Below are 26560 nucleotides of genomic sequence, written 5' to 3'. Positions count from 1 at the left end.
GCCATGCCGAACTCCTTACGCACCGTCGAGACGACCGCCAACCTGCTGACCGACTTCTACGACCAGTTGCCCCGCTCGATCGCGGCCTGCGTCGCCGACCCGGAGCCGGTCAGGGAGCCGGCCGGCTTCTCCCCCGGCTTCCTGCTGCCGGAGCTCGACGACGATGTACGCGGCTTCCTCGACGTGGCGACGGCGGCGTGGCGGCCGCTCGGCGACTACGGCGGGCACGACCTCAGCCTCCTCGACCTGACCGGCAACCCGGGCACCGGCACCACGAAGACGTTCGCCTCGCTGCTCATCGTGGCCCGCGCGGTGGAGTACATCCGCCGCCACGGCGAGCCGATCACGATCTTCTCCCCCACCTCGGCGAACAAGGGCACCGCCCTGCGCGACGCGGTGCTGCGCGCGATCGAGCACGGCCTGGCCGACCCCGCCCAGCTGCGCGTGGTCATCCTGGCGCCCGAATCGTGCCAGGCCAAGCTGCGCGCCTCGCGCCTGTCGTCCGATCCGGCCCTGGCCGCGCTCAACCCGATGCTGGTCTACGGCGGCGAGCACCCGGAGGACGTCAAGGCCGTCGGCCGCCGGTTCGCCGACAAGTACGCGGGCGAGTTCCGCGCCGCCGGCGGCAACCTGTGGTTCTCGCTGGAGCTGGGCAACTACCTGGTGGCCGACACCGCCCGCGCGTTCTTCGAGCAGCGCGCCGCCCCCGACGACGGGCCGCGGCTGCACGCGCACGCGGTCTCCAGCGCCTTCGGCCTGCTGGGCTACCACCGCGGCCGCGAGGTCCTGGAGCTCGCCGGCCTGGCCGACCCGGCGGCCCGTCCGGCGAGCCTGCTGGTGCAGCACCTCGGCACCCCGGACATGGTGCTCAACCTGCGTCACGGCGGCTTCGAGCGGGACAACGCGCCCGTCTACAAGGCGGTGGGCGGGCGCTACGTGCAGAGCGCCGACCCCCGCTTCCCGCAGGTCACCTACGACCCGGCGGAGGTGCTCGACCCGACCTTCTACACCCACCGCCCCGCCACCTCACCGGCCATGAACGAACTGATCGCCAGGCACGGCGGCGACGGCATCGTGGTCTCGCTGGCCGAGTGCGTCGAGCGCTATCCGCGGCTGCGCGAGATGCTCGCGGGCACCGGCTGCGAACTGCCCGCCGACTTCCGGACGCTGCGCGAATGGTCGCTGGTCATGGCGCTGACCGGGGTGCTGAACGCGATCGACCGCGGCCTGGTCGAGGCGCCGCGTGACGTGGTGGTGCACGGCTCGGGCAGCTACTCCACCGCCGACTACGAGGTGCTGCCCCGCTCCGCCCAGATCATGGTGAACGGCGCCGAGGACGTGGCCCGGGCGGTCCTCGGCTGATGGACGGCTCGTACACCGGCGACGAGATCGCCATCGTCGGCATGGCCGGCCGCTTCCCCGGCGCGGCCGGGGTGGCGGAGCTCTGGCGCAACCTCCTCGACGGCGTGGACTCCGTGCACGACTACACCGAGGCGGAGCTGCGCGCGCTCGGCCTGCCCGACCGGCTGATCGCCGACCCCGCGCACGTGCCGTACGGCGGCCGGGTGGACGGTGTGGAGGGCTTCGACGCCGGCTTCTTCGGCGTGCCGGAGGACGAGGCCGTGCGCATGGACCCGCAGCAGCGGCTCTTCGTCGAGCAGGCGTGGGCGTGCATGGAGGACGCCGGCCACGCCCCCGGCTTCTACGACGGTGTCGTCGGCGTCTTCGCCGGCTCCGCGGTCAACCGGTACTTCCTGTACCGGCTCCTGGCCGAAGGCCGGCCCGACGACTGGGAGGAACGGCTGGCCCCCGGCTGGGCGGCCGACTACCTGCCCGCGCAGACCGCCTACCGGCTGGGTCTCACCGGCCCGGCGGTGGCCGTGCAGACCGCCTGCTCCAGCTCGCTCGTCGCGGTCTGCCAGGCGGCGCAGAGCTTGCTCGACTACCGCTGCGACCTGGCGCTGGCGGGCGGGGTGAGCGTCATCGAGCCGCGCTTCAAGCACGTCGAGGGCGGGATGGTCGCCCCGGACGGCCGATGCCGCGCGTTCGACGCCGCCGCTCAGGGCGCGGCCTACGGCAGCGGGGTCGCGGTGCTCGCGCTCAAGCGCATGGAGGACGCGCTCGCCGATCGCAACCACGTGTACGGCGTGCTGCGCGGCTGGGCGGTCGCCAACGACGGCGCGGCCCGTGCCGGGTTCGCCGCTCCCGGGCTGGAGGGCCAGGCGGCCGTGGTGGCCGAGGCGCTGGCGGGGGCGGAGCTGAAGCCGGGCGACGTCGGGTTCGTGGAGGCTCACGGCAGCGGTACGCCGGTGGGCGACGCGATCGAGGTGGCGGCGCTGGCGCGGGTGTTCCAGGGGCCGCTGATGCTGGGGTCGGTCAAGACCAACCTGGGCAACCTTGACGCGGCCGCCGGGGCCGTGGGGCTGATCAAGGCGGTGCTCGCCGTACAGACCGGGCTGATTCCGGCCAACCTCCACTTCAAGACGAAAAATACGGATCTGGGGGATGTGCCGTTCGTGATTCCCCAGCAGACCGTGACCTGGGAGGATCCCATACGACGGGCCGGAGTCAGCTCGTTCGGGCTCGGCGGCACCAACGCCCACGTCATCGTCGAACAGCCCCCGGAACCACCCGAGCGCCCCCCGGTCTCCGGCCGGCACGCGCTCCCCCTGTCGGCCCGCACCCCCGAGGCGCTCTCCAAGCTCGCGGCCGCCCTCGCCGCCCACCTCACCGCCCATCCCGGCCTCCGCCTCGACGACGTCGCCCACACCCTGTGGAACGGACGCCACTTCTTCACCCACCGCACGGCCGTCCTGGCGGAAGACCTCCCCGGCGCCGTCGCCGCCCTGGCCACCGCCGCGCCGGGCACCGTGGTCCCGGCTCCCCGGACGGGCGGCGCCTCGTACGGACCGGCCGAGCGGTGGGTGCGGGGCGAGCCCGTCACTCCGCCCGAGCATCCCGGCGCCCGCCGGGTTCCGCTGCCCGGCTACCCGTTCGAGCGACGCACGTACTGGTCGGAGATTCCGCGATGACCACCCCCATCCTCTTCTGCATCCCCTACGCCGGAGGCGCGCCGAGCGCCTTCCGCGCCTGGCCGGCGATCGCCGGGCACCGGCTGGACGTGCGCCCCGTGGCGCTGCCCGGACGGGAGGCCCGCTTCCTGGAGCCACCGGACGTGGACGTGGCCCAGCTCGCCGACGACATCGCGGGGCAGGCGGGCGGCCGGCCGTACGCGATCTTCGGGCATTCCATGGGCGGGCGGCTGGGCTTCGAGGTCGTGCGGGAGCTGCGCAGGCGCGGCGAGGAGCCGCCGCTGGCGCTGTACGTGAGCGCGTGCCGCGCGCCCGACACGGTCGAACCGCTGTCGGAGCTGGCCAGGGCGGACGACGAGGCGCTGTTCGCGCGGCTGACCGAGCTCGGCGGGATGCCGCGGGAGATCCTCGACGACCCCGAGATGCGCGAGCTGCTGCTGCCGGTCTTCCGCGCCGACTTCGCCTGGCTGGACACCTACGTCTACCAGCGCGAGGCCCCGCTGGAGGTGCCGATCACGGCCTTCGCCGGCCGCGACGACCCCTCCATCGACCCCGGGCTCGTGGACGGCTGGCGCCGCGAGAGCACGGCCGGCTTCGAGCTGCGGATCGAGCCCGGCGGCCACTTCTTCGTACACGAGCGCGCCCCGCAGATCCTGGACGCGATCTGTCACGACCTCGGCAGGCAGCCGCGCCACCTGCTCCCGCTGGGCGGGACGGGCTGGTCGGTGTGGAAGGACGCGGTGCTGCGCAGCACCGGTTTCCCCGCGGACGGACTGGCGCGCTTCTCCGCCCCCGAGTGCGCGCGGGCCGCCGACGCCTTCCTCGCCGGGGAACTCGACGAGGAGACCTTCGCCAAGACGCTGGCCGCCGCGCTCGCCGCGGGCAGCGAGGACGCCTGCGAGCTGGCCGCCGACCCGTTGTTCCGCGAGGCCGTCACCTGGCAGAACCGCACCGCCCTGGCCGCGCTCGACGGCCTGGTCAAGGGCGGCCCCGGCCAGAACCGCAACAACAAGCGCCGCGAACGCGAGCAGATCATCCTCAAGTACTGGCAGCGCTACACCGCCAAGAACGACAGCGTCGGCTTCTTCGGCCCGGTCACCTGGGCCGGGATCAGCGCGGACGGCCCCGCGGTCACCGCCGAGCCCGGCCCCGGTCTGCTGGCGAGCCGCCGCGTCCGCTTCGAGGACTGGGCGCTCAGGGCCCTGGCCGCCAAGCTCGCCGAGGACCCCGCCGTACGCCGCGGCTACCCGCCGATTCTCCAGCCCCACCTGACCCTGGCCGGACGCAAGCTTCTGCGCCCCGCCTTCCCGCCGGTGCCGATCTCGGCGGCCGAGGAGGCCGTGCTGAGCCGCTGCGACGGGCGGCCCGCCGTGGAGATCGCCGGCGAGCTGGTCGGCACCGCCGGCTTCAGGTCGCCCGACGACGTCTACCTGACCCTCGACATGCTGGCCGAGCGCGAGCTGATCGACTGGACGGGCAACGTGCCGGTCACCGAGGAGGCCGAGCGGCACGTGCACAAGCTGCTGACCCGCGCGGGCCACGCCGGCGCGCTGGCCGTGTTCAAGGACCTGCGCGCCGCCCGGGACCGGGTGGCCGGCGCGGCGGGCGATCCCGAAGAGCTTCTGGCCGCGTTGCTGGCGCTCGACGACCGGTTCACCTCGGTCGCCGGCGAGACCGTGCGCCGCCCCGGGCAGACCTACGCCGGTCGTGGCCTGCTCTACGAGGACACCACCCGCGACCTGCGCGTGGTCTTCGGCGGTCAGCTCCTCGACGACCTCGCCGAGCCGATGGCGCTGATGCTCCAGGCCGCCCGCTGGCTGACCGTCGAACTGGTCAGGGTCTACGGCGACGCGCTGCGCGAGCTCTTCGACGAGTTGCGGGCCGACACCGAGGGCGAGGTCCTGCTGGCCGACGTGTGGTACCTGGCCCAGGGCGCGCTGTTCGGCTCGGCGCGGCGGCCGGTGGACGAGGTGGCGGCCGGCTTCGCCGCCCGCTGGCGCGCGGTGTTCGGCCTGGACGACCTGCCCGACGACACCTCCGAGGTACGGCTGACCGCCGCCGAGCTGGCCGGAGCGGTGGCGCGTACCTTCCCGGCGGCGCGCCCCGGCTGGTGGGCGGGCCGGTTGCACGCGCCCGACCTGCAGATCTGCGCGCCCGACGCGGACGCGGTCAACCGAGGCGACTACACGGTCGTGCTCGGCGAGATGCACGCGGCCTGGCCAACGTTCGACACCTGGGTGTTCACCGGCGCCCATCCGGACCCCCGCGCGCTCGCCGACGCCCTCGACGCCGACATCGGGCCGAAACGTCTCGCGCCGCTCTACCCCGACACCTGGCCGCTGCACACGGGCAGGGTCTCGCGCGCGCTGGCGGGTCCCGGCCTGCGGCGGCTCGGCTGGACCGCCGCGCCCGGCGCGGACCCGGCCACGTTCCTGCCCGCGACCTCGATCCAGGTCCGCGACCTCGGCGGCGACCTGGTCGCCGTCGCGCCGGACGGGCAGCGCTGGCCGCTCGTCGAGGTGTTCTCCGAGCTTCTGGCGATCCACGCGGTCGACGGCTTCAAGCTGCCCGCCGCCGGCGGGCACACGCCGCGCATCTCCATCGGCAGGCTCGTCGTCGCCCGGGAGACCTGGCGGACCACGGCCGGGGAGAGCGGCCTGACCGAGGTGGCCGGGGAGCGCGGGCGCTACCTCGCCGTACGCCGCTGGCGCCTGGCACTGGGCCTGCCTGAGCAGGTCTTCGTCAAGCTGAGCAGCGAGATCAAACCCACCTACGTCGATCTGACCAGCCCGTTCTACGCCTCGATGCTCTGCATGATGCTGCGCTCGGCCAAGGCGCGCGCGGGCGACGGCGTGAAGGTCACGATCACCGAGCTGCTTCCCGGTCCCGGGCAGGCGTGGCTGCCCGACGCGCGGGGCCGCGGCTACTTCAACGAACTGCGTCTGCACCTGGTCGATCCCGCGACTCCCGGAGGTCTCGCGTGAGCCTGGCTGATCTCATCCTCTCCCGGGCCGCGCGGCGGCCCGGCGCGGTGGCCGTCCGGCAGTGGGCGGACGTGCTCACCTATGGCGAGCTCGCCACCCGTGCCGAGCGGCTGGCGGTACGGCTGCGCGCCCACGGCGTCGGCCCCGAGACGCTGGTGGGCGTGTGCCTGCGGCGCCGGCCGTCGATGATCGTCGCGATCCTGGGCGTGCTGCGGGCCGGTGGCGCGTACGTGCCGCTCGACCCGGACGGCCCGCCCGTCCGGCGCGGGGAGATCCTCGCCGACGCGGGCATCACGACCGTGATCGTCGACGACGACACCGCGGCCGGGTTCACCGGCGTGCGGAGGGTGCGCGCCGACGACGGTGACGGCGGCGGCCCGTGTCCGCCGTCGGGCGCCGGGCCGGGCAACGCCGCCTACGTCCTGTACACCTCGGGCTCGACCGGGCGGCCCAAGGGCGTGGTGGTCGAGCAGCACAGCGTGGCGGCCTTCGCCGACGGCTTCGCCCGGCACACCGGGGCCGGGCCGGACACCCGGGCGCTGGGGTTCGCCGCGCTCACGTTCGACCTGTCCGTGCTGGACATCTTCGTCACGCTGGCCACCGGCGGCGCGTTGCAACTGGCCGGGGATGCCGACCGGGCCGACCCCGCCCGGCTGCAGCGGTTCGTCGCCGGGCACCGGGTCGACTGGGGCTGGATCCCGGTGGTGCTGCTGACCCTGCTGGAACCGGCCGGGCTGCCGGAGTGGCGTACCGTCATCACCGGCGGCGAGGCCCCGGGGCCCGAGCAGGTCGAGCGCTGGACCTCGACCGGCAAGCGCTTCCTCAACTGCTACGGCCCCACCGAGGCGACCGTCTGGGCCACCTCCTTCGAGGCGCGCGGCCGCTGGGAGCGCTCCCTTCCGATCGGCGCCCCGCTGCCCGGCTACACGGCGGCGGTCTTCGACGAGACGGCCGGTGCCGTGCCCGACGGCTGCACCGGAGAACTGCTGCTCGGCGGCACCGGCGTGGCCAGAGGCTACCTGGGCCGTCCCGCGCTGACCGCCGACCGCTTCGTGCCCGACCCCGCCGGACACGGCGCCCGCCTCTACCGCACCGGCGACCTGGCCAGGCGCGACGACGAGGGCCTGCACTTCCTGGGCCGGAGCGACCGCCAGGTCAAGATCCGCGGGCAGCGGGTGGAGATCGGCGAGGTCGAGACCGTCCTGCGGGCCCACCCGTCGGTCGAGCACGCGGTGGTCGAGGCCGTGGACGGACCCTCGGGTCCGCGGCTGGTCGCCTTCTGCAGCCCGGACGCGGACGCGTCCGACCTCCTCGCCCACTGCGCCGAGCGCCTGCCCGCCGCGATGGTCCCCGCCCAGCTGGTACGGCTCGCCGCCCTCCCCCTGACCCCCTCGGGCAAGGTGAACGGCCTGGCCCTGCGCGCCCTGGCCGGGAACGGCCGGACACCGGACGGCGGCCCGGCGGACGGCCGGACACCCGGCGGCACGGTCGCGGCGGCCGTGCCCGCGACTCCGCTCGAACGCGCGCTGGCCGACCTGTGGACCCAGGTGCTGGGTTACCGGGATGCCGCGTTGGAGGACGACTTCTTCGCCATGGGCGGGGACTCGGTGGCCGCGATGCGCCTGGTCGCGGCCGTGGGCAGCACGCTGGAACTGGCCGTCGCGGTGGAGGACGTGTTCGCCGGGCGGACCCTGGGCGGCTTCGCGGCCCGCGCCGCCGCCGCGGGTCCGCGGGCGGAGCGGCTGCCGACCGGCGGCCCGCCCGCGCTGTCACCGGCGCAGCGCCGCCTGTGGTTCGTGGACAAGCTCGCCCCCGGCGCCACCGCCTACAACCTCGCCCTGGCCGAACGTCTGCACGGGCCGCTGGACGTGGCCGCGCTGGGCGGCGCGCTGGCCACGGTGATCGCCCGGCACGAGGTCCTGCGCTGGCGGGTTCCGGACGCGGCGGGCGTGCCGTACGTGGAGGTGGACCCGCCGGCGGCGGTGCGGCTGGTGGCGGAGGACGTTTCCGAGGAGCGGCTGGAGGCGGTGCTGGCGCAGGAGTCCGGGCATCGCTTCGAGCTGGCGGCGGGGCCGTTGTGGCGGGCCAGGCTGTTGCGGCTCGGGGAGCGGGAGCACGTGCTGGCGCTCACCTTCCACCACGCGGTCTTCGACGGCTGGTCGCAGCGCCCGTTCCTGGAGGATCTCGGCCGGGCCTACGCGGGCGAGGACCTGCCCGCTCCGCCGGCGCGGTTCGCCGACTACGTGGCCTGGCGCGACCGCCAGGAACGCGAACACGGCCAGGACCACCTGAACTGGTGGAAGACCCACCTCGACGGCGCCCCCGTCGTGCTGGACCTGCCCCGCGACCGCCACCGCCCGCCGGTGCAGACCTACGCGGGCGGCCGGGCGAGCCTCACGCTGGGCGCGCACACCTCCGACGCGCTCAGGACGCTGGCCGTCGAGCTCGGCACGACCCCGCCCACCGCCATGCTGGCCGCCTTCGCCGAGGTGGTGCGCCGGGTCACCGGCCGCGACGACATCCTGGTCGGCACGCCGTCGGCCGACCGCAGGCACGAGGCCTTCCACGACCTGGTCGGCTTCTTCCTGGAGGTGGTGCCGCTCCGGCTGCGCGCGGGCGCCGGCGACAGCTTCGCCGACCGGGTACGCGCCGCCGCCGGCGAGTTCCTGTCCGCCCTCGGTCACCACGCGGTGGCGCTCGACCGGATCGTGGACGCGGTCGCCGTCCCCCGCGACCCCGGCCGTGCCCCGCTGGTGCAGGTGCTGTTCAACGTCTACAACTTCCCCGAGCCCCGGCTGCCGTTGCCCGGGGTGCGCTCGGAGCGGGCGGTGCCCGGGGTGGCCGGCTCGCCGTTCGACCTGACGATCTACGCGGTCGAGCGCGACGGCGCGTACGCGATCGACTGCGTCTACAACGCCGACCTGTACACGGCCGCGCGCGTGGAGCGGCTGCTGTCGGCCTACGGCGCCCTGCTCGCGGCGGCGGCGGACGACCCGCACGCCCCGGTCGGCGCCCACGAACTGCCCGGCGCCGCGGCGCTGGCCGAGGGTGTCCGCGAGCTGCCGGGCAGCGCGCCGGGCGAGAGCCCGGCGCGGGCGACGCCGATGGCCGGCTCGGCGCGGGCGGTGCCTTTGGCCGAGTCGGCGCGGGCGGTGCCCATGGCTGACTCGGCGCGGCCGGTCACGGTGACCGAGCGGCTGGTCGCCCGGGTCTGGCGGGAGGTGCTCGACCGCGAGGACGAGGTCGGCGCCACCGCGAACTTCTTCGACGCCGGCGGCAACTCGCTGGCCATGGTCAGGGTCAGGGCCCGCCTCGCGGCGTTGCTCGGCCGGGAGCTGACCATCGTCGACCTCTTCAAGCACACGACAGTCCGTGGACTCGCGGCCTTCCTCGACGGGGAGTCCGGCACGCCAGAACTGAACAGAGCCGACCGGCGCGCCCAGGCCCGCCGGAGCCGGCAGGAAAAGCGCAGGAGGATCTAGTGACGGAGTTCGCCGCCGAGCCCATCGCCATCATCGGCATGAGCGCCCGGGTGCCGGGCGCGGCCAGCATCGAGGAGTTCTGGCGCAACCTCGTCGCCGGCCACGACTCCCTGACCGTGACCACGCTGGAGGAGCAGCTCGCGCTGGGCGCCAACCGCGAGATGGTCGAGCACCCCGCCTTCGTGCCCGCCGCCCAGATCATCAGCGACATGGAGTACTTCGACGCGGGCCTGTTCGGCATGAACCCGCGCGAGGCCGAGATCGCCGACCCGCAACTGCGCGTCTTCCTGGAGCAGGCGCACGCGACGCTGCTCAACGCCGGCTACGACGCCACCCGCTTCGACGGCGACATCGGCGTCTACACCGGCACCGGCCCGAGCGTCTACCAGTGGCTGAACATCCGCACCCACGCCGCCCAGTCGCTCGGCGCCATCGGCGTCGGCGTGGCGGTCAGCAACAACATCGACTACATCGCCACCACCGTCTCCTACCGCCTGGACCTGCGCGGCCCGAGCATGACGGTCTCGACGGCCTGCTCGTCCTCGCTGGTGGCCGTCCACCTGGCCTGCGAGGCGCTGCGTAGCGCCGAGTGCGACATGGCGCTGGCGGGCGGCGTGTGCCTGGAGTTCCCGTGGGGGCTCGGCTACCCGTCCATGGACGGCTTCACCTCCTCCGACGGCCACGTACGCCCGTTCGACGCGAAGGCCGACGGCACCATCTGGGGCAGCGGCACCGGCGTGATCATGCTCAAGCGGCTCAGCGACGCGCAGGCCGACGGCGACCACATCAGGGGCCTGATCCTGGGCAACGCGATCAACAACGACGGCGCCGGCAAGGCGGGCTTCTCGGCGCCGAGCGTCGAGGGCCAGGCCGCGGTCATCCAGGAGGCGCTCGGCGTCGCGAACGTCGACCCGCGCACCGTCGGCTACGTCGAGGCGCACGGCACCGGCACCGCGCTCGGCGACCCGATCGAGGTGGCCGCGCTGACCAGCGTCTACGGCCGCGACGCCCAGGACACCGGCTGGTGCGGCATCGGCTCGGTGAAGTCCAACATCGGCCACCTCAGCCAGGCCTCCGGCGTGATCGGCCTGATCAAGGCGGTGCTCACGCTGGAGCACGGCCTGATCCCGCCGAGCATCAACTTCGACGAGCCGAACCCGGCCATCGACTTCGACGCCGGCCCGTTCTACGTGGTCACCGCGCCCACCAAGTGGCTGGCGGGCGGCGAGCCGAGGCGGGCGGCGGTCAGCTCGTTCGGCATCGGCGGCACGAACGCGCACGTGGTGCTCCAGGAGGCGCCCGCGCCCGACCCGCGAACCGGCCCCGCGGGTCGTCCCCGCCTGCTGCGCCTGTCTGCCCGTACGGCCGGCGCCCTGAGCACCGCCCGCGACCAGCTCGCCGCCCACCTGGAGAAGACCGCCGACCTGGTCCTGGACGACGTCGCCCACACGCTCGACGTGGGCCGCTCGGTCTACAAGCACCGCGCCGCCGTGGTCGCCGCCGACCTGGGCGACGCGGTGAGCGCGCTGCGCGAGCGCCGCCGCTTCCTCACCGGCACCGCCGGCGACCCGGCGCCGGGCGTCGCGCTGCTGTTCTCCGGCCAGGGAGCCCAGTACGCGGGCATGGGCGCGGAACTGTACGAGACGGAGCCGGTCTTCGCCGCGGCGATCGACGAGTGCGCCGAGATCGCCGCGGCCGAGCTGGGCGAGGACCCGCGGGCGGCGATGTTCGGCCGCGGCCCGGAGTCCGACGCGCTGCTGCGCGAGACCCGCCGCACCCAGCCCGCCCTCTTCATGATCGAGTACGGCCTGGCCAAGCTCTGGCAGCACTGGGGCGTCGAACCGGCGGCCATGATCGGCCACTCGATCGGCGAGTACGTGGCGGCCACGCTCGCCGGCGTCTTCACCCTGCCCGACGCGGTGCGCCTGGTGTGCGCCCGCGGCCGGTTGATGCAGTCGATGCCGGCCGGGTCGATGCTGGCCGTCCAGCGGGACGAGGAGTGGGTGGCGGCGCGGCTGCCCGAGGGCGTGGGCATCGCCACCGTGAACGGCCCCGGAGTCTGCGTGGTGGCGGGGCCGGCGGAGGCGGTGGACGCGTTCGCGGCGCGGCTGAAGGACGAGGAGGACGTCAAGACCACCGCGCTGCGCACCTCGCACGCCTTCCACTCGCCGATGATGGACCCGATCCTGGCCGAGTTCACCGAGGTGGTCGCCGCGGTGCCGAGGCAGGCGCCGCGGCTGCCGTTCCTGTCGAACGTGACCGGCGACTGGATCACCCCGGAGGAGGCCGTGGAACCCGCGTACTGGGCCAGGCACCTGCGGCAGCCGGTGCGTTTCGCCGACTGCGTGGCGACGCTGCTGGCCGAGGGCCGGTGGGTGCTGCTGGAGTGCGGGCCGGGCAAGCAGCTGGCCGGTCTGGCCCGGATGCAGACACCGAAGGACGGCCCGGCGCCGCTGGCCAGCCTGCCCGCGGCGACCGAGCGGGCGGGCGCGGCCGAGACGCTGCTGACCTCGGCCGGGCGGCTGTGGACCGCCGGGGTCGCGGTGGACATCCCGGTCCCGGGGCGGCGGGCGCCGCTGCCCGGCTACCCGTACGAGCGGGAGTACCACTTCCTCAGCCCTTCGGCGCCCGAGGCGGTCGCCGCCCCGGTGGTGCCGTCGGGGCCGCGGGGTCTCGACGACTGGTTCGAGGTGCCCGCCTGGAACGAGGTGCCGACGGTCGACGCCGGTGAGCCGTTCGCCCGGTGCCTGGCCTTCTCCGGCGACGCCCGGGGCGAGGAACTGGTCGCGGCGTTGCGGGCGGCGGGCACGGAGGTCGTGACCGTGCGTCCCGGCCCCGGCTTCGCGCGGCTCGCGGACGGGTACGCGCTCGTGCCGGGCGATCGGGCGGGCTATGACGCGCTGGTAGAGGCGCTGGTGAACGACGGCGGCGTACCGGCGAGGATCGTGCACGCCTGGCCGCTGACCGGTCAACCGGCCGGGACCGACCCGGACGCGACGGCCGCCGCGCAGGAGAACGGTCTCTACAGCCTGCTCTGGCTGACGCAGGCGCTGGCCGCCGCGCAGGTGGCCGCGGGCGTGCGGATCGACGTGGTCACCGACGGCACCCAGGACGTGCTTGGCCACGACCTGACCCGTCCCGAGCACGCCACCGTGGCCGGGATCGCCCAGGTCGCGCCGGTCGAGATCGACGGCCTGACCGTCCGCCACCTGGACCTGGACCCGGCGGGCACGCCGGTGAAGGCGCTGCTGGCCGAGCTGCGCCGGCCCGCGGAACAAGGCACGCTGGCCCTGCGCAACGGACGGCGCTGGCAGCGGGGCTTCCGTCCTGCGCCGCTGCCCGCCGGCGTGCCGGGCGACGTGCTCAAGCCCGGCGGGCGCTACCTGATCACCGGCGGCACCGGCGGCATCGGCATCACCATGGCCGAGGAGCTCGGCACCCGGCTGCGGGCGCGGATCGTGCTGCTGAGCCGTTCGGGGCTGCGCGAGGGCGATCCCCGCACCGCGCGGGCCGCGGCCGCGATCCGGCGGGTCGAGGCCGCGGGCGGCTCAGTGAAGGTCGTCGCCGCCGACGTCACCGACCCGGTACGGCTGCGCCGGATCCGCGAGGAGGCGGTGGCCGAACTCGGCGGCCTCGACGGCATCGTGCACGCGGCCGGCCTGCCCGGCGGCGGCATGGTCGAGCTGAAGGAGCGCGAGGAGGCGCAGGCCGTACTCGCCCCCAAGATCTACGGCACGCTCGCGCTCTGGAACGCCTTCGGCGACCTCGACCTGGACTTCGTCGCCCTGTGCTCCTCGGTGACCGGCATCGCCGGCGGCTTCGGCCAGGTGGACTACACGGCGGGCAACGCCTTCGAGGACGCCTTCGCCCGCTCCCGTAAGGACGGCCCGCGCGTCCTCTCGCTCAACTGGGGTGTCTGGCTGGAGGTGGGCATGGCCGCCGACACCGACGCCCCGGCCGCCGTCGGCAGGAACGCCGGCGTCACCGCCGCGGTGCCCGTCGAGCACGGCATCCTGCGCAGCCGGATCGGCCACGAGGTACGCGGCCCGGTCTCGGCCGAGACCCACGCGATGCTGGACGAGCACCGGATGGGCGAGGTCCCGATCATGCCGGGGACGGGGCAGCTGGAGTGCGTGCGGGCGGCGTTCGAGGCGGTCGTGCCCAGCCCGGGTCCCGGCCACGTCATCGAGCTGCGCGACCTGGCCTTCGTCAAGCCGCTCGCCGTACGGCCCGGCACCACGGGCGAGGTGGTCGTGACGGTGGACGGCGGCGAGCTGGAGCTGCGTACCCACGAGGGCATGCACGCCCGGGGCAGCGCCGTCTGGGTCGAGGAGCGGCCGCCCGCGCGGGTGGACCTGGAGGCGCTGCTGGGCGGGCTGCGCAAGGCGGGCGCCGAGGAGATCGTCGGCGTCCACGACAGCGTGCTCAACTTCGGGCCGAGCTGGCACCACCCCGAGCAGGTCTGGTTCGGCGAGCGCGAGCAGATCGGCCTGGTCGAGGCGATCGACGCGGTGGCCGCCGACCTGGACCGGTGGGGGCTGCACCCGGTGCTGCTCGACATCGCCACCTCCTACGGCACCGGCGACGGCCGCCAGACGGGGCTCTCGTACATGCCGCTGGCGTACGGGACCGTGCGTGTCCACGACCGGCTGCCCGCCCGCTTCTACAGCCACCTGCGCATGGGCGACTTCCGCAAGGACAGCCGGATGGTGGCGCTGAACTTCACGCTCATCGACGAGTCCGGCAAGGTCCTGGTGGAGATCGAGGACTTCGAGGTACGCCAGGTCGAGCCGGGCACGGTGACCGCGCTGGGCGACGTGCCCGAGGCCGCGCCGACCGGCTGGAGCTACGCCGGGGCGAGCGGGGAGCCGAGCGACGGCATCCGGCCGGTGGACGGCGTCGAGGCGTTCCGCCGCGCGCTGGCCGCCGACGCGGGCGCCCAGATGGTGATCAGCTCGATGGCGATCGCCGAGATCATCGAGGGCGAGCGGCGTTTCTCCGCCGGCGAGCCCGCGCCGGAGCCGGCGGCCGAGGCCGTGCGGGTGGTCCGCGACGGCGACTTCCTGGCGCCGGAGGGCGAGCTGCAGACGACGCTGGCCGGGATCTGGAGCGGCGTACTCGGGGTGCAGGACATCGCCGCCGACGACGACTTCATCGACCTGGGCGGCAACTCGCTCGTCGCCGTCCAGCTCATCGCGCAGGTCAGAACCACGGTCGGGGTGCGGCTGCCGATGCGGGCCCTGTTCGAGGCGCCGACCATCGCGCAGATGGCGGCCAAGATCGAATCGCTCAGGGCCGCCCAGAGCGGCGCGACCCCCGCCGCCGCCCCGCCCGCCTCGGCGGCGATCCCCCGCGTCGCCCGGCGCATGTCCTAGGACTCACCCACCCGGAAAGGAGCTCGCGATGCCGGACTTCAAGGTAGTGATCAACGACGAGGAGCAGTACTCCGTCTGGGCCGCCGGCCGCCCGGCGCCCGCAGGCTGGCGGGAGTCCGGCTTCGCCGGCTCGCGGCAAGAGTGCCTCGACCACATCGACCAGGTCTGGACGGACATGCGGCCGCTCAGCCTGCGTACGGCCATGGGCGGATGAGCATGGAAGGCTACGTGCTCCCCGCCTCGTTCGGGCAGGAGCGCCTCTGGTTCGTGGACCAGATGGAGCCCGGTCTGACGGCGTACAACATCGCGTTCGTCAAGCTGCTGCGGCGCGGCCTGGACCCGGACCGGTTCGAGGCGGCGCTGCGGGAGCTGGTGAAGCGGCACGAGACGCTGCGCACCGGGCTGGAACTGCGCGACGGCGAGCTGGCGCAGATCGTGCTGCCCGAACTCCACGTGGAGGTCGAGCGGACCGACCTGCGCGGGCTGGACGAGCGCGAACAGGCGGCGCGGCTGTCGGAGATCCACGCCGCCGACGCCGCCCGCCCCATCCCGCTGGACCGGGCGCCGCTGTGGCAGACCAAGCTCTTCCGGCTGAGCGAGGACGAGTGGCAGGGGTTCTTCCTCTTCCACCACATCATCTTCGACGGCACCTCGGTGGAGATCTTCATCACCGACCTGGCCGCCCTCTACGACGGCAGGACCCTGCCCGAGCTGCCCATCCAGTACGGCGACTTCGCCGCCTGGCAACGTGGCCGGTGGGACAACGGCGAACTGGCCGACCAGCTCGCCTACTGGAAGAAGCAGCTGGCCGAGCCGCCGCCCCCGCTGGAGCTCTCGCCGCGCGCCCCCGACCCGGAGATCTCCCGGCACGCGGGCGGTGACGTCGGCTTCGACCTGCCGCCCGAACTCACGCGGCGGGTGCGCGAGCTGGCGGCGGCCCGGGGCGCGACGCCGTTCGCCGTGCTGCTGGCCGCCCTGCATGCGCTGGTCGGGCGGCTGACCGGCCGCGAGGACGTGCTCGTGGGCACGCCGGTCTCCGGCCGGGACCGGCCCGAGACCGCCGGGCTGATCGGCATCATGGTCAACACCGTTGTGGTGCGCGGCGACTGCCGCCGCGAGATGCCGTTCACCGAACTGCTCGCCCAGGTGCGGGCGAACCTGCTCGACGCGCTGGACAACCAGGAGGTGCCCTACGAGCGCCTGGTCGAGGAGGTACGCACCGAGGGCGCCGACGGCGAGCCGCTGCACCAGATCGTCTTCAACCTGCTGCCGCTGGCCGAGAACATCCAGCTGCGCAACGGCACCGCCAAGGTGGACCTGCTGATCGACCTCGTCGAGGAAGGCGACCGGATCAGCGGGCGGATGGAGTACGCCAAGGCCCTGTTCGACGCGGAGTGGGCCGAGGACTTCGCCGCCCGGTACCGGCTGCTGCTCGGCGGCGTGCTCGCCGATCCGGCCACTCCGGTGGGGCGGCTGCCGATCCTGCTGGCCGGGGAGGAGCCGCGGGGCCGTACCGGGGAGATGCCGGAGCGCAGGAGCCTCACGGAGGTGTTCGCCGCGCTCGTGCGCGAGCGTCCCGGCGCGGTGGCGGTCGCCGACGCGGACGGCGGCGCGCTGACCTACGGCGAGCTGGACCGGCGTTCGGGACGGCTGGCCGCGCTCCTAGCCCCGCACGCGCGGCCGGACACGCCGATCGCGGTCCTGCTCGGCAACGACGTGGAGCTGGCCGTCGCGGTGCTGGGCGTGCTGAAGGCGGGGGCGGCGTTCCTGCCGCTGGACGCGCGGCATCCGGTGGAGCGGGTGCGCTACCAGCTGGCCGACTCCGGGGCGACGGCGGTGGTCACCAGCCGGGCACTGGCCGGTGGGCTGCCCGGGACGGGGCTGCCGGTCATCGACGCGGCCCGCGCGCCGGAGGAGCCGGCGCCCGCGATCCCCCGGCATCCGGCACAGCTCGCGTACGTGATCTACACCTCCGGCTCGACCGGGCGGCCGAAGGGCGTGGGCGTCGCCGACGGCGAGCTGACCGCCTACGTCTCCGGAGTCACGGACCTGCTCGGCCTCGCGCCCGGCCGCCGCCTGTCGATGCTGCAGCCGCTCACCTACGACTTCGCCATCACCGTCTTCTTCGGCGCGCTGCTGACCGGCGGCACGCTCCACCTGGTGCCGCGCGAGCTGGCCACCGACGCCTACTGGGTCGCCGAGCACCTGCGCCGCGAGGCCGTCGACATCTACAAGGTCACGCCGTCGCACCTGGCCGCGCTGCAGAGCGGGCTGCCCGACCCGGCCGCGCTGCTCCCCCGCCGCACGCTCGTCCTCGGCGGCGAGGCCTCACGCTGGGAGTGGGTACGCGAGCTGCGCGCCGCGGCCGGTCCCGAACGGTCGGTCGTCAACCACTACGGCCCCACCGAGACGACCGTGGGCGTGCTCGCCCTGGCCGGTGACCAGACGCCGCACGGCGCCGGAACCACCACCCCGGTCGGCCACGCGCTGCCCCACGCCACCGCCTATATCCTCGACGCCGGCCTGCTGCCCGTACCCGACGGGGTGCCCGGTGAGCTGTGCGTGGGCGGTGTGAGCGTGAGCCGCGGCTATCTCGGCCGTCCGGCCGCGACGGCGGCGGTCTTCGTGCCCGATCCGTTCTCCGGTGTGCCGGGCGCCCGGCTCTACCGGACCGGCGACCGGGCCAGGCGGCTGCCCGACGGCTCCGTGGAGTTCCTGGGCCGGGCCGACGACCAGGTCAAGATCCGCGGGTTCCGGGTGGAGCCCGGTGAGGTGCAGGCGGCGATCGCCGCGTACCCGGCCGTGCGCGAGTGCGCCGTCCTGGCCCGCGACGGCGAGCTGACCGCGTACGTGGTCGGCGCGGTCGAGGCCGCCGCGCTGCGGGCACACCTGGCCGAGCGGCTGCCCGACTACATGGTGCCCGCGCACTTCGTGTCCATGGACGGGCTGCCGCTGGCCGCGCACGGCAAGCTCGACCGCTCCCGCCTGCCCGCGCCGGTCGCCGCCGCCGCGAGCGCGGGCGCGCCGCCGTCCGGCGCGACCGAGGAACTGGTCGCCGCGCTGTTCCGGCAACTGCTCGACTGCGGCCCGGTCGGCAGGGACGACAGCTTCCTGGAGCTCGGCGGACACTCCCTGCTCGCGATCAAGCTGATGAGCCGGGTCAGGACCGCCTTCGGCGCCGCGCCCCCGCTGCGCGCCCTGTTCGAGAACCCGACCGTCGCCGGGCTCGCCGCGAAGGTCGACACGGCCCTGAGCAAGCGGGGCGAGCGGCTGCCTCCGGTCGTGCCGGTCCCGCGCGGCACCGGCCTGCCCGCCTCCTACGGCCAGCGCCGCCTGTGGTTCCTCGACCAGCTCGAACCGGCCGCCGCCGTCTACAACACGCACGTCTGCCTGCGCGTGCGCGGCGACCTCGATCCGGTACGGCTGGCGCGCGCCCTGCTGGGCGTCGCCGACCGCCACGAGGTGCTGCGCTCGCGGCTGGAAGAACGCGACGACGACCTGATCGTGCGGGTCGAGGACGAGCCCGAGGTGCCCTTCACCGTCACCGAGCTGCCCGGCGGCGGACCGGCGCAGGCACTGCGGCTGCTGGAGGAGGAGGCGTCACGGCGCTTCGACCTGACCACCGAGCCGCCGTTGCGCGCCCACCTGGTCCGCATGGCGGCCGACGACCACGTCCTGCTCGTCACGCTGCACCACGTGGTCAACGACGCCTGGTCGGCGGTGCTGTTCCAGCGCGAGCTGGCCGAGATCTACGCGGCCCTGGCCGAGGACCGGCGGCCCGGCCTGCCGGAGCTTCCGGTGCAGTACGCCGACTACGCCGCCTGGCAGCGGGCCCGGGTCGAAGGGCCGTTGCGGGAGACGCAGCTGGCGTACTGGCGGGAGCGGCTGGCCGGACGGCCCGAGCGGCTGGAACTGCCCGCCGACCGGCCCCGGCCGGCCAGGCGGAGCTACGCGGGGGCGAACGTGCCGATCAGCGTTCCGGCGCCGCTGGCCGAGCGGCTGCGCGGGCTGGGCGCCGAGGAGAACGCGTCGCTGTTCATGACGCTGCTCGCGGCCTTCTCGGTCCTGCTGGCCCGCCACTCCGGCCAGGACGACATCCTGATCGGCACGCCCGCCGCGAACCGGCCCAGGCCGGAGGTGGAGCCGCTGCTCGGCTTCTTCCTGAACACGCTGGCCGTCCGGGCGGACCTGTCGGCGGATCCGACCTTCCGCGAGCTGCTCAAGCAGGTCAGGACGACGTCTCTGGAGGCCTTCGCCAACGACGAGGTGCCGTTCGAGGTGCTGATCGAGGACTTGCAGCCGCGGCGTGACCTGGGCGGCACGCCGCTGGTGCAGGTGATGCTCAGCCTGGAGGACGCCGGGCGGCCGCCGGTGTCGGCTGGCGGGCTGCGGTTCGAGTGGCTGCCGTCGGGGACCGCGCACGCCAAGTTCGACCTGACGCTCTATCTGCGGCGGGAGCCGGACGGGCTGCACGGCATCCTGGAGTACCGCACCGACCTGTTCGACGCGGGCACGGTCGAACGGCTGGCCGCCCGCTTCCTCGCGCTGCTGACCGCGGCGGTGGCCGACCCGGACCGGCCGGTCTCCTCGCTGCCGCTGCTCACCCCTGCCGAGAACGCGCTGATCGAGGAGTGGAACGACACCGGCTCGTTCGCGTCGTCGCCGTCACTGCCCGAGCTGCTGGCGGCGCAGGCGGAGCGGACGCCGGAGGCGGTGGCGGTGGTGGCGCCTTCCGGCGACGCCCTGACTTACGCCGATTTTTCAGGACGGGTCCGGGGGTTGGCGCAGGCACTCCGGGCCGCCGGGGCCGGGGTCGGGTCGGTGGTGGGGGTGTGCCTGCCACGGAGCGTGGACCTGGTGGTGGCGGTGCACGCGGTGGTGACCGCCGGAGGCGCGTACCTGCCGCTGGAGCCGTCCCATCCGGATGAACGGCTGGCCTTCCTGACCCACGACGCCGGCGTGGAAGTCATCGTCACCGAACAGACGGACCGCTTCCCCGGCCACACGACCCTCTCCCCCACAACCTCAGAACCGGGCGACCCGGCACCGGACGCGAGCGACCCGGCACCGGACACAGACAGCCCTGCACCGGACACAGACAGCCCTGCACCGGACGCGGACGGCCCTGCACCGGACGCGGACGGCCCGATGCCGGAAATTTCGCCGCATGCTCCGGCCTACGTGATCTACACCTCGGGCTCCACCGGCAACCCCAAGGGGGTCGTGATCTCGCATGCGGCCATCTCCAACCGGCTGCGATGGATGTCCGAGGCCTTCCCGCTCACCCCCGGCGACCGGATCCTGCACAAGACGCCGTTCACCTTCGACGTCTCGGTCTGGGAGTTGTTCTGGCCGCTCATCGCCGGGGCGGGCATGGTCGTCGCCGGGCCCGAGGCGCACCGGGACACCGCCGAGCTGGTCCGGCTGATCGGCGAGCACCGGGTGACCACGGTCCACTTCGTGCCCTCGCTGCTGGACGCCCTGCTGGAGGAACGGCCCGCGCTGCCCTCTCTCCGGCGGGTGATCTGCTCGGGTGAGGCCCTGCCCACCTCGCTGGCCGAACGCTTCCACGCCGCCCTGCCGGACAGCGAGCTGCACAACCTGTACGGCCCGACCGAAGCGGCCGTCGACGTCACCTGGCACGCCTGCGAGCCGGGCGAAAGCCGTACCCCCATCGGAAGACCCATCACCGGCATCCGCGTCGAGATCCTCGACGGGAACGGCGGGCGGGTCCCGATCGGCGCGCCCGGCGAGCTGTGCATCGGTGGCATCGGCCTGGCCCACGGGTATCTGGGGCGGCCGGGGCTGACCGCGCGGCAGTTCACGCCGTCGCCGCACGGCCGCCTCTACCGCACCGGCGACCTGGCCCGATGGCTGCCCGACGGCGAGATCGAGTACCTGGGCCGCATCGACCACCAGGTCAAGATCCGCGGCATCCGGGTCGAACCCGGCGAGGTCGAGGCGGCGCTCACCGCGCACCCCTCGGTCAGGTCCGCGGTGGTGCTCGCCCGGCACGGCGCGCTGGTCGGCTATCTGGTCGCCGAGACCGAGATCGACCTGCCCGCGCTCACCGCCCACCTGCGCGTCCGGCTGCCCGAGCATCTCGTTCCGGCCCAGTACGCGGTGCTGGAGGAACTGCCGCTCACCCCGAACGGCAAGCTCGACCGGCGCGCGCTGCCCGAACCCCGTCCGGCCGCCGCACCCGTCCACGAGCCGCCCGCCGGGCCCGAGGAGGAGGCGGTCGCCCAGGTGTGGGCGCGGGTGCTCGGCGTCGAGGACGTCGGCGCGCACGACAACTTCTTCGCCCTGGGCGGCGACTCCATCCAGTCGCTCAAGGTCGTGGCCAGACTGCGGGGCCGCGGTTACCGGCTGGCCCTGGAGCGGCTGTTCACGCACCAGACCGTGCGTGAACTGGCCACTGTACTGGAGCGCGAACTGGCCACCACGCTGGAGCGCGGCCCGGCCGCCGAGAGCGCCACCCGCGCCGCGTTCGGCCTGCTCGGCGCCGGTGACCTGGACCGCATCAAGCAACGCTTCCAAGGAGGGCGACCATGACGGCGCTGCAGGACGCCTACCCGCTCACCGCGCTGCAGGCGGGCATGTTGTTTCACAGCTCCTACCAGGAGGGGTCGCCGACGTACCACGACGTGTTCACGCTCGTGCTGCACGGACGCTACGACGCCGCGGCGCTGCGTGCGGCGCTGCGGGAGGTCATGGCGCGGCACGCGGTGCTGCGCACGTCGTTCGACCTCACCGGCTTCGAGGAACCGCTCCAGCTGGTGTGGGACGAGGTCGAGCCGCCGCTGGCCGAGGTCGCCGAGCCGATCGGGGCCTGGGGCGAGGCGGAGCGCGGCCGGGCGTTCGACTACGGGAGCGCGCCGCTGTTCCGGGTGGCGGTGGAGGTCAGGGGCGAGGCGGAGTTCGGGCTCGGGCTCAGCTTCCACCACGCGATCCTGGACGGCTGGAGCGTCTCCACGCTCACCGGTGACCTGCTGCGCCGCTACTCCGCGCACCTGGCGGGAACCCCGCTACCGGTGGAGCCGCTGGAGCCGAGCTTCCGCGACTTCGTGGCCACGGAGAAGGCGGCGATCGCCGACGAGAAGACCGCCGGGTTCTGGCGGGACCTGCTCGACGAGGCCCCCGGCGGCGCCCTTCCGAGGCTGCCCGGCTACCGGGCCGGTGACACCGAGCAGGCCGTGTCCCATGCGGTCGCCATGGACGAGCCCGTGGTCGCGGGCCTGGAGGAGGCGGCCACGCGGCTGCGGGTGCCGCTGCGCACGGTGCTGCTCGCCTGCCACCTGCGGGTTCTCGCCCTGCTCACCGGCGAGGGCGAGGCTGTGACCGGCGTGGTCACCCACGGGCGGCCCGAGCACGAGGCCGCGGGCGAGGTGCTCGGGCTGTTCCTCAACACGGTTCCGCTGCGGGTACGCACCGACGTGCCCACCTGGGAGGCGCTGATCAGAGGCGTCTTCGAGACCGAGATCGCGCTCCACCCCCACCGCCACTACCCGCTCTTCGAGATCCAGCGGCTGACCGGACGGGCGCCGGCCTTCGACGCGCTCTTCGACTACCGGGACTTCAAGGCCTACCGTGAGCTCGGCGGGGACGGCCTGACCGTGTCGGAGACCGAGTTCTTCGAGCAGACGAACCTGGCCTACGCCGCCAACTTCACCTGGTCGCCGCGGACGCGGCGGCTCGGGCTGACGTTGAAGTACGACCGCACGCAGTTCGCCATCGGCCAGATCGAGCGGGCGGCCGCGTACTACCGGCGGGCCTTCGCCGACGTCGCCGCCGACCTGGCCATCGATCCGCGGGAGAGCGGCGGGTACGTGGCGGCGGACGCGGCGGTGATCGCCGGGTGGAACGCCACCGGGCCGGGCGTCTCGGGCACCCTGCCCGAGCTGCTGGCGGTGCAGGCGGAGCGGACGCCGGAGGCGGTGGCGGTGGTGGCGCCTTCCGGCGAAACCCTGACTTACACCGATTTTTCACGACGGGTCCGAGGGTTGGCGCAGGCACTCCGGGCCGCCGGAGTCGGGGTCGGGTCGGTGGTGGGGGTGTGCCTGCCACGGAGCGTGGACCTGGTGGTGGCGGTGCACGCGGTGGTGACCGCCGGAGGCGCGTACCTGCCGCTGGAGCCGTCCCATCCGGATGAACGGCTGGCCTTCCTGACCAGCGACGCCAGCGTCCAGGTGATCGTCACCGAACAGCCGGACCGCTTCCCCGGCCACACGACCCTCTCCCCCACAACCTCAGAACCGGGCGACCCGGCACCGGAGGCGGGCGGCTACGTGCCGGAGGCAGGCGGTCTGGTGCCGGATATTTCGCCGCATGCTCCGGCCTATGTGATCTACACGTCGGGCTCCACCGGCAACCCCAAGGGCGTGGTCGTCTCCCACGCGGCCATCGTGAACCGCCTGATCTGGATGTCGGACGCCTTCCCGCTCACCCCCGACGACCGGATCCTGCACAAGACGCCGTTCACCTTCGACGTCTCGGTCTGGGAGTTGTTCTGGCCGCTCATCGCCGGGGCGGGGACGATCGTGGCGGCTCCCGACGACCACCGCGACACGGCTGCCCTGACCCGCCTCATCCGCGAACACGACGTGACCACCCTGCACTTCGTCCCGTCCATGCTGGAGGCCCTGGTCGAGGAGACCCCGGTCCTGCCGTCGCTCCGGCGGGTGATCTGCTCGGGTGAGGCCCTGCCCACCTCGCTGGCCGAACGCTTCCACACCGCCTTCCCCGGCGTAGAACTGCACAACCTCTACGGCCCGACCGAAGCGGCCGTCGACGTCACCTGGCACGTCTGCGAGCCGGGCGAAAGCCGTACCCCCATCGGAAAACCCATCACCGGCATCAGCATCGAGATCCTCGACCGGAACGGCGGGCGCGTCCCCATCGGCACCCCCGGCGAGCTGTGCATCGCCGGAGCCGGGCTCGCCGACGGGTACAGGGGGCGGCCGGGGCTGACCGCCCGGCAGTTCACCCCGCACCCGGACGGCGGGCGCATGTACCGCACCGGCGACCTGGCCCGATGGCTGCCCGACGGCGAGATCGAGTACCTGGGCCGCATCGACCACCAGGTCAAGATCCGCGGCATCCGGGTCGAACCCGGCGAGGTCGAGGCCACGATCAGCCTGCACCCGCACATCAGGAGCGCGGTCGTGGTGCCGTACAAGGGCGGGCTGGCCTGCTACGTCGTGCTCGAACCCGGCGCCGTGGCCGAGCTGTCCGACGTCACCGCGTTCCTGCGGGCGCGGCTGCCCGAGCACATGGTGCCGGGGGCGTTCCTGTCGCTGGAACGGCTGCCGACCACGGCCAACGGCAAGCTCGACCGCAAGGCGCTGCCCGATCCGGCTCCGGCGCCGCGCCCGCCGTACGAGGCGCCGCGCGACGAACTGGAGGAGCACCTCGCCAAGCTCTTCGCCGACGTGCTCGGCGTCGAGGAGGTCGGGATCCGCGACGACTTCTTCGCCCTGGGCGGCCACTCCCTGCTCGCGCTGCGCCTGGCCATGCGGCTGCGCCAGGACCTCGGCCGGGAGGTGCCCGTCGCCACGATCCTGCCCGCGCCCACGGTCGCCCAGCTCGCCGCCGCGCTGCGGCACGACGCGGACACGCCGGTCGGCAAGGGGCGGATCGTCCCGCTGCGCGAAGGCGGGGACCGTACCCCCGTCTTCCTCATCCACGCGCTCGGCGGCGAGGTCTTCCGCTACCAGCCGCTCGCCACCGCGCTCGGCGAGGACCAGCCCGTCTACGCGATCCCCGCGCACGGCCTGGCCGAGGGTGAGACGCCGCACGCGACGATCGCCGAGATGGCCGAGGCGTACGCCGCCTACGTCCGCTCGGTGCGACCGCACGGCCCCTACGCGCTCGGCGGGTTCTGCATCGGCGGCAACATCGCGCTTGAGGTGGCCAGGCGGCTGCGCGCGGACGGCGAGGAGGTGCCTGCCGTCTTCCTGGCCTGGTCCTCGGCCGACGAACCGGTCGTACGCAGGTCGCTGGAGGACGACCTGGAGCTCATGGGGCACGCGCTGGCCGGCGGGCTGACCACCGTGGACATCCAGGAGTTCCGGCATCTGGAACCGGCCGAGCAACTGCTGTCGGTCATCAACGCCGCCTCCAGCGAGGGCACACTCCGGCAGCGACCCGACGACCTCGCCTACATCCGGCGCTACCTGGACGTCTTCCGCGCCAACGCCCACGCCGTCGGCCACTACACCCACGAGCCCTACGACGGCCGCGCCGTCCTGCTCATTCCCGAGGGGGACGGCGTCTCCCTCGACGAGGACTACGGCTGGCGCGCGATCTGCGACCGGCTCGACGTCGGCTACCTGCCCGGCGCCCGCTTCAGCTCGTTCTTCCCGCCCTACGTCGCCCGCACCGCAACCGAATGGAGGAGGTGGATGGATCATGGCACAGGAGACGACGGCCAGTGATGCGCCGCCGGAGACGCCCAGTCTGTGGAAGCACAGGGACTTCCTGAAGTTGTGGAGCGGGTTCACCGCCTCCGCCTTCGGCAACGCCGTCACCGAGGTGGCCTTCCCGCTCGTCGCGATCGTCCTGCTCAGCGCCACCGAGGAGCAGCTCGGCTTCCTCGGCGCGATCGGGCGGGTGCCCATGCTGCTGTTCCTGTTCGCCGGGTTCTGGGCGGACCGCTTCCGCAAGCGGCCCACGATGATCGTCACGGACGTGGTGCGCGGGTTCGCGCTCATGCTCATCCCCGTGCTCTGGCTGACCGGCTCCCTCAACCTGGTCTGGCTGGGGTTGGTGTCGTTCGTGCTGGTCACCATGTACGTGTTCTTCGAGGTGGCCAACATGTCGCACCTGCCGTTCCTGGTGGGGCGCGAGCAGCTCGGTGACGGCAACGCCAAGCTGCAGCTCAGCACCTCGGTCGGCAAGATCGCCGGGAACACGCTCGGGTCCGCGCTGGTCACCACCGTCAGCGCCGCGGTGATCCTGGTCATCGACGTGGTCTCGTTCTTCGCCTCCGCCGTCCTGTGCGCGCTGATCAAGAAGGAGGAGCCGCGGCAGGATCCCGCGGAGGGCAGGCCGGGCGTGATCTCCTCGATCAAGGAGGGGCTGGTCTGGGTCTGGCGGCAGCCTCTGGTACGGCCCGGCGTCATCGCCAGCGGCTTCTACATGTTCTTCTTCACCGGCATCCAGGTGCTGCTGCCGTTCTGGATCACCAAGAGCCTGGGGATGGAGCCGTACTGGGTGGGTGTGATGTTCGCGGTCGGCGCTCCGGGGGCGATTCTCGGGTCGCTGCTGGCCGTTCCGGTGATGAAGCGGATCGGCATGGGGCCCGGCTTCTTCTGGGCGACCGTGGTCGGCAACGGCTCGCTCATCCTCATCGCGCTGGCCACCGGGCCGTTCTGGCTCGCGCTGACCATGATCGGCATCTCGCAGTTCCTGCTCGGCGTGACCGGCCCGATCGCGGGCGTCAACCACACCGTGCTCAGGCAGGGCGCCACGCCCGACCGGCTCCAGGGCCGCGTGATGGCCTCGCAGCGCGCGGTCGCGCTGGCCTTCGCCCCCGTCGGCGCCGCGCTGGCCGGACTGCTCGCCGCCGGGATCGGCGTCCGGCCCACGCTGATCATCTGCGCGCTCGGGGCGCTCGTCCCCGTGGTCATCCTGGCCCTGTCCCCCGTGCCCCGTACCCGCGCGATGCCCACCCCTCAGGAGTGACC

The 26560-nt window shown here is 73.8% G+C and carries 9 protein-coding genes; all 9 read left to right on the top strand.

The features are described 5' to 3' along the window. Window positions 1-3: 3 nt before the first annotated feature. From ACIBKY_RS35155 to ACIBKY_RS35115, 9 genes are read left to right on the top strand one after another with little or no spacing between them, the layout of a single operon-like run. A complete protein-coding gene (locus tag ACIBKY_RS35155; protein ID WP_397103557.1) occupies window positions 4-1362 on the top strand; it encodes a DUF6002 family protein in 1359 nt (452 codons plus the stop codon). Beyond that, complete coding sequence (locus tag ACIBKY_RS35150) at window positions 1362-3032, top strand: beta-ketoacyl synthase N-terminal-like domain-containing protein (protein WP_397103555.1); 1671 nt, start codon at window positions 1362-1364, stop codon at window positions 3030-3032. Before ACIBKY_RS35155 ends, ACIBKY_RS35150 begins: the two co-directional genes overlap by 1 nt. Then, window positions 3029-6016, top strand: a complete 2988-nt coding sequence (locus tag ACIBKY_RS35145; RefSeq protein ID WP_397103553.1) for a thioesterase domain-containing protein — start codon at window positions 3029-3031, stop codon at window positions 6014-6016. The genes ACIBKY_RS35150 and ACIBKY_RS35145 overlap by 4 nt, the downstream gene beginning before the upstream one ends. Beyond that, window positions 6013-9498 carry an amino acid adenylation domain-containing protein gene (locus ACIBKY_RS35140; RefSeq protein ID WP_397103551.1) on the top strand — a complete coding sequence of 1162 codons (3486 nt, stop codon included), beginning with the start codon at window positions 6013-6015 and terminating at the stop codon, window positions 9496-9498. The genes ACIBKY_RS35145 and ACIBKY_RS35140 overlap by 4 nt, the downstream gene beginning before the upstream one ends. After that, window positions 9498-14873, top strand: a complete 5376-nt coding sequence (locus ACIBKY_RS35135) for an SDR family NAD(P)-dependent oxidoreductase (protein ID WP_397103549.1) — start codon at window positions 9498-9500, stop codon at window positions 14871-14873. Before ACIBKY_RS35140 ends, ACIBKY_RS35135 begins: the two co-directional genes overlap by 1 nt. A 28-nt stretch (window positions 14874-14901) precedes the next feature. Continuing rightward, window positions 14902-15087 (top strand): MbtH family protein, encoded by a 186-nt coding sequence (locus ACIBKY_RS35130; RefSeq protein ID WP_397103548.1) that lies wholly within the window; start codon window positions 14902-14904, stop codon window positions 15085-15087. Then, entirely contained in the window at window positions 15084-21428 is a 6345-nt protein-coding gene (locus tag ACIBKY_RS35125) for an amino acid adenylation domain-containing protein (protein ID WP_397103546.1), read from the top strand. Before ACIBKY_RS35130 ends, ACIBKY_RS35125 begins: the two co-directional genes overlap by 4 nt. Beyond that, window positions 21425-25309, top strand: a complete 3885-nt coding sequence (locus tag ACIBKY_RS35120) for an amino acid adenylation domain-containing protein (RefSeq protein ID WP_397103544.1) — start codon at window positions 21425-21427, stop codon at window positions 25307-25309. Before ACIBKY_RS35125 ends, ACIBKY_RS35120 begins: the two co-directional genes overlap by 4 nt. Continuing rightward, window positions 25284-26558 carry an MFS transporter gene (locus ACIBKY_RS35115; protein WP_397103542.1) on the top strand — a complete coding sequence of 425 codons (1275 nt, stop codon included), beginning with the start codon at window positions 25284-25286 and terminating at the stop codon, window positions 26556-26558. The genes ACIBKY_RS35120 and ACIBKY_RS35115 overlap by 26 nt, the downstream gene beginning before the upstream one ends. Window positions 26559-26560 lie beyond the last annotated feature (2 nt).

The organism is Nonomuraea sp. NPDC050394 (genome assembly GCF_044459065.1).
Lineage (GTDB): Bacteria > Actinomycetota > Actinomycetes > Streptosporangiales > Streptosporangiaceae > Nonomuraea.
This window is presented reverse-complemented; position numbering and strand designations above follow the sequence as displayed.

Bases quoted from the DNA above. Each gene is read 5' to 3' on its own strand.
- ACIBKY_RS35145 (WP_397103553.1), top strand. From the start codon at position 3,029: ATGACCACCCCCATCCTCTTCTGCATCCCCTACGCCGGAGGCGCGCCG.
- ACIBKY_RS35130 (WP_397103548.1), top strand. From the start codon at position 14,902: ATGCCGGACTTCAAGGTAGTGATCAACGACGAGGAGCAGTACTCCGTC.
- ACIBKY_RS35125 (WP_397103546.1), top strand. From the start codon at position 15,084: ATGAGCATGGAAGGCTACGTGCTCCCCGCCTCGTTCGGGCAGGAGCGC.
- ACIBKY_RS35115 (WP_397103542.1), top strand. From the start codon at position 25,284: ATGGCACAGGAGACGACGGCCAGTGATGCGCCGCCGGAGACGCCCAGT.
- ACIBKY_RS35120 (WP_397103544.1), top strand. From the start codon at position 21,425: ATGACGGCGCTGCAGGACGCCTACCCGCTCACCGCGCTGCAGGCGGGC.
- ACIBKY_RS35150 (WP_397103555.1), top strand. From the start codon at position 1,362: ATGGACGGCTCGTACACCGGCGACGAGATCGCCATCGTCGGCATGGCC.
- ACIBKY_RS35155 (WP_397103557.1), top strand. From the start codon at position 4: ATGCCGAACTCCTTACGCACCGTCGAGACGACCGCCAACCTGCTGACC.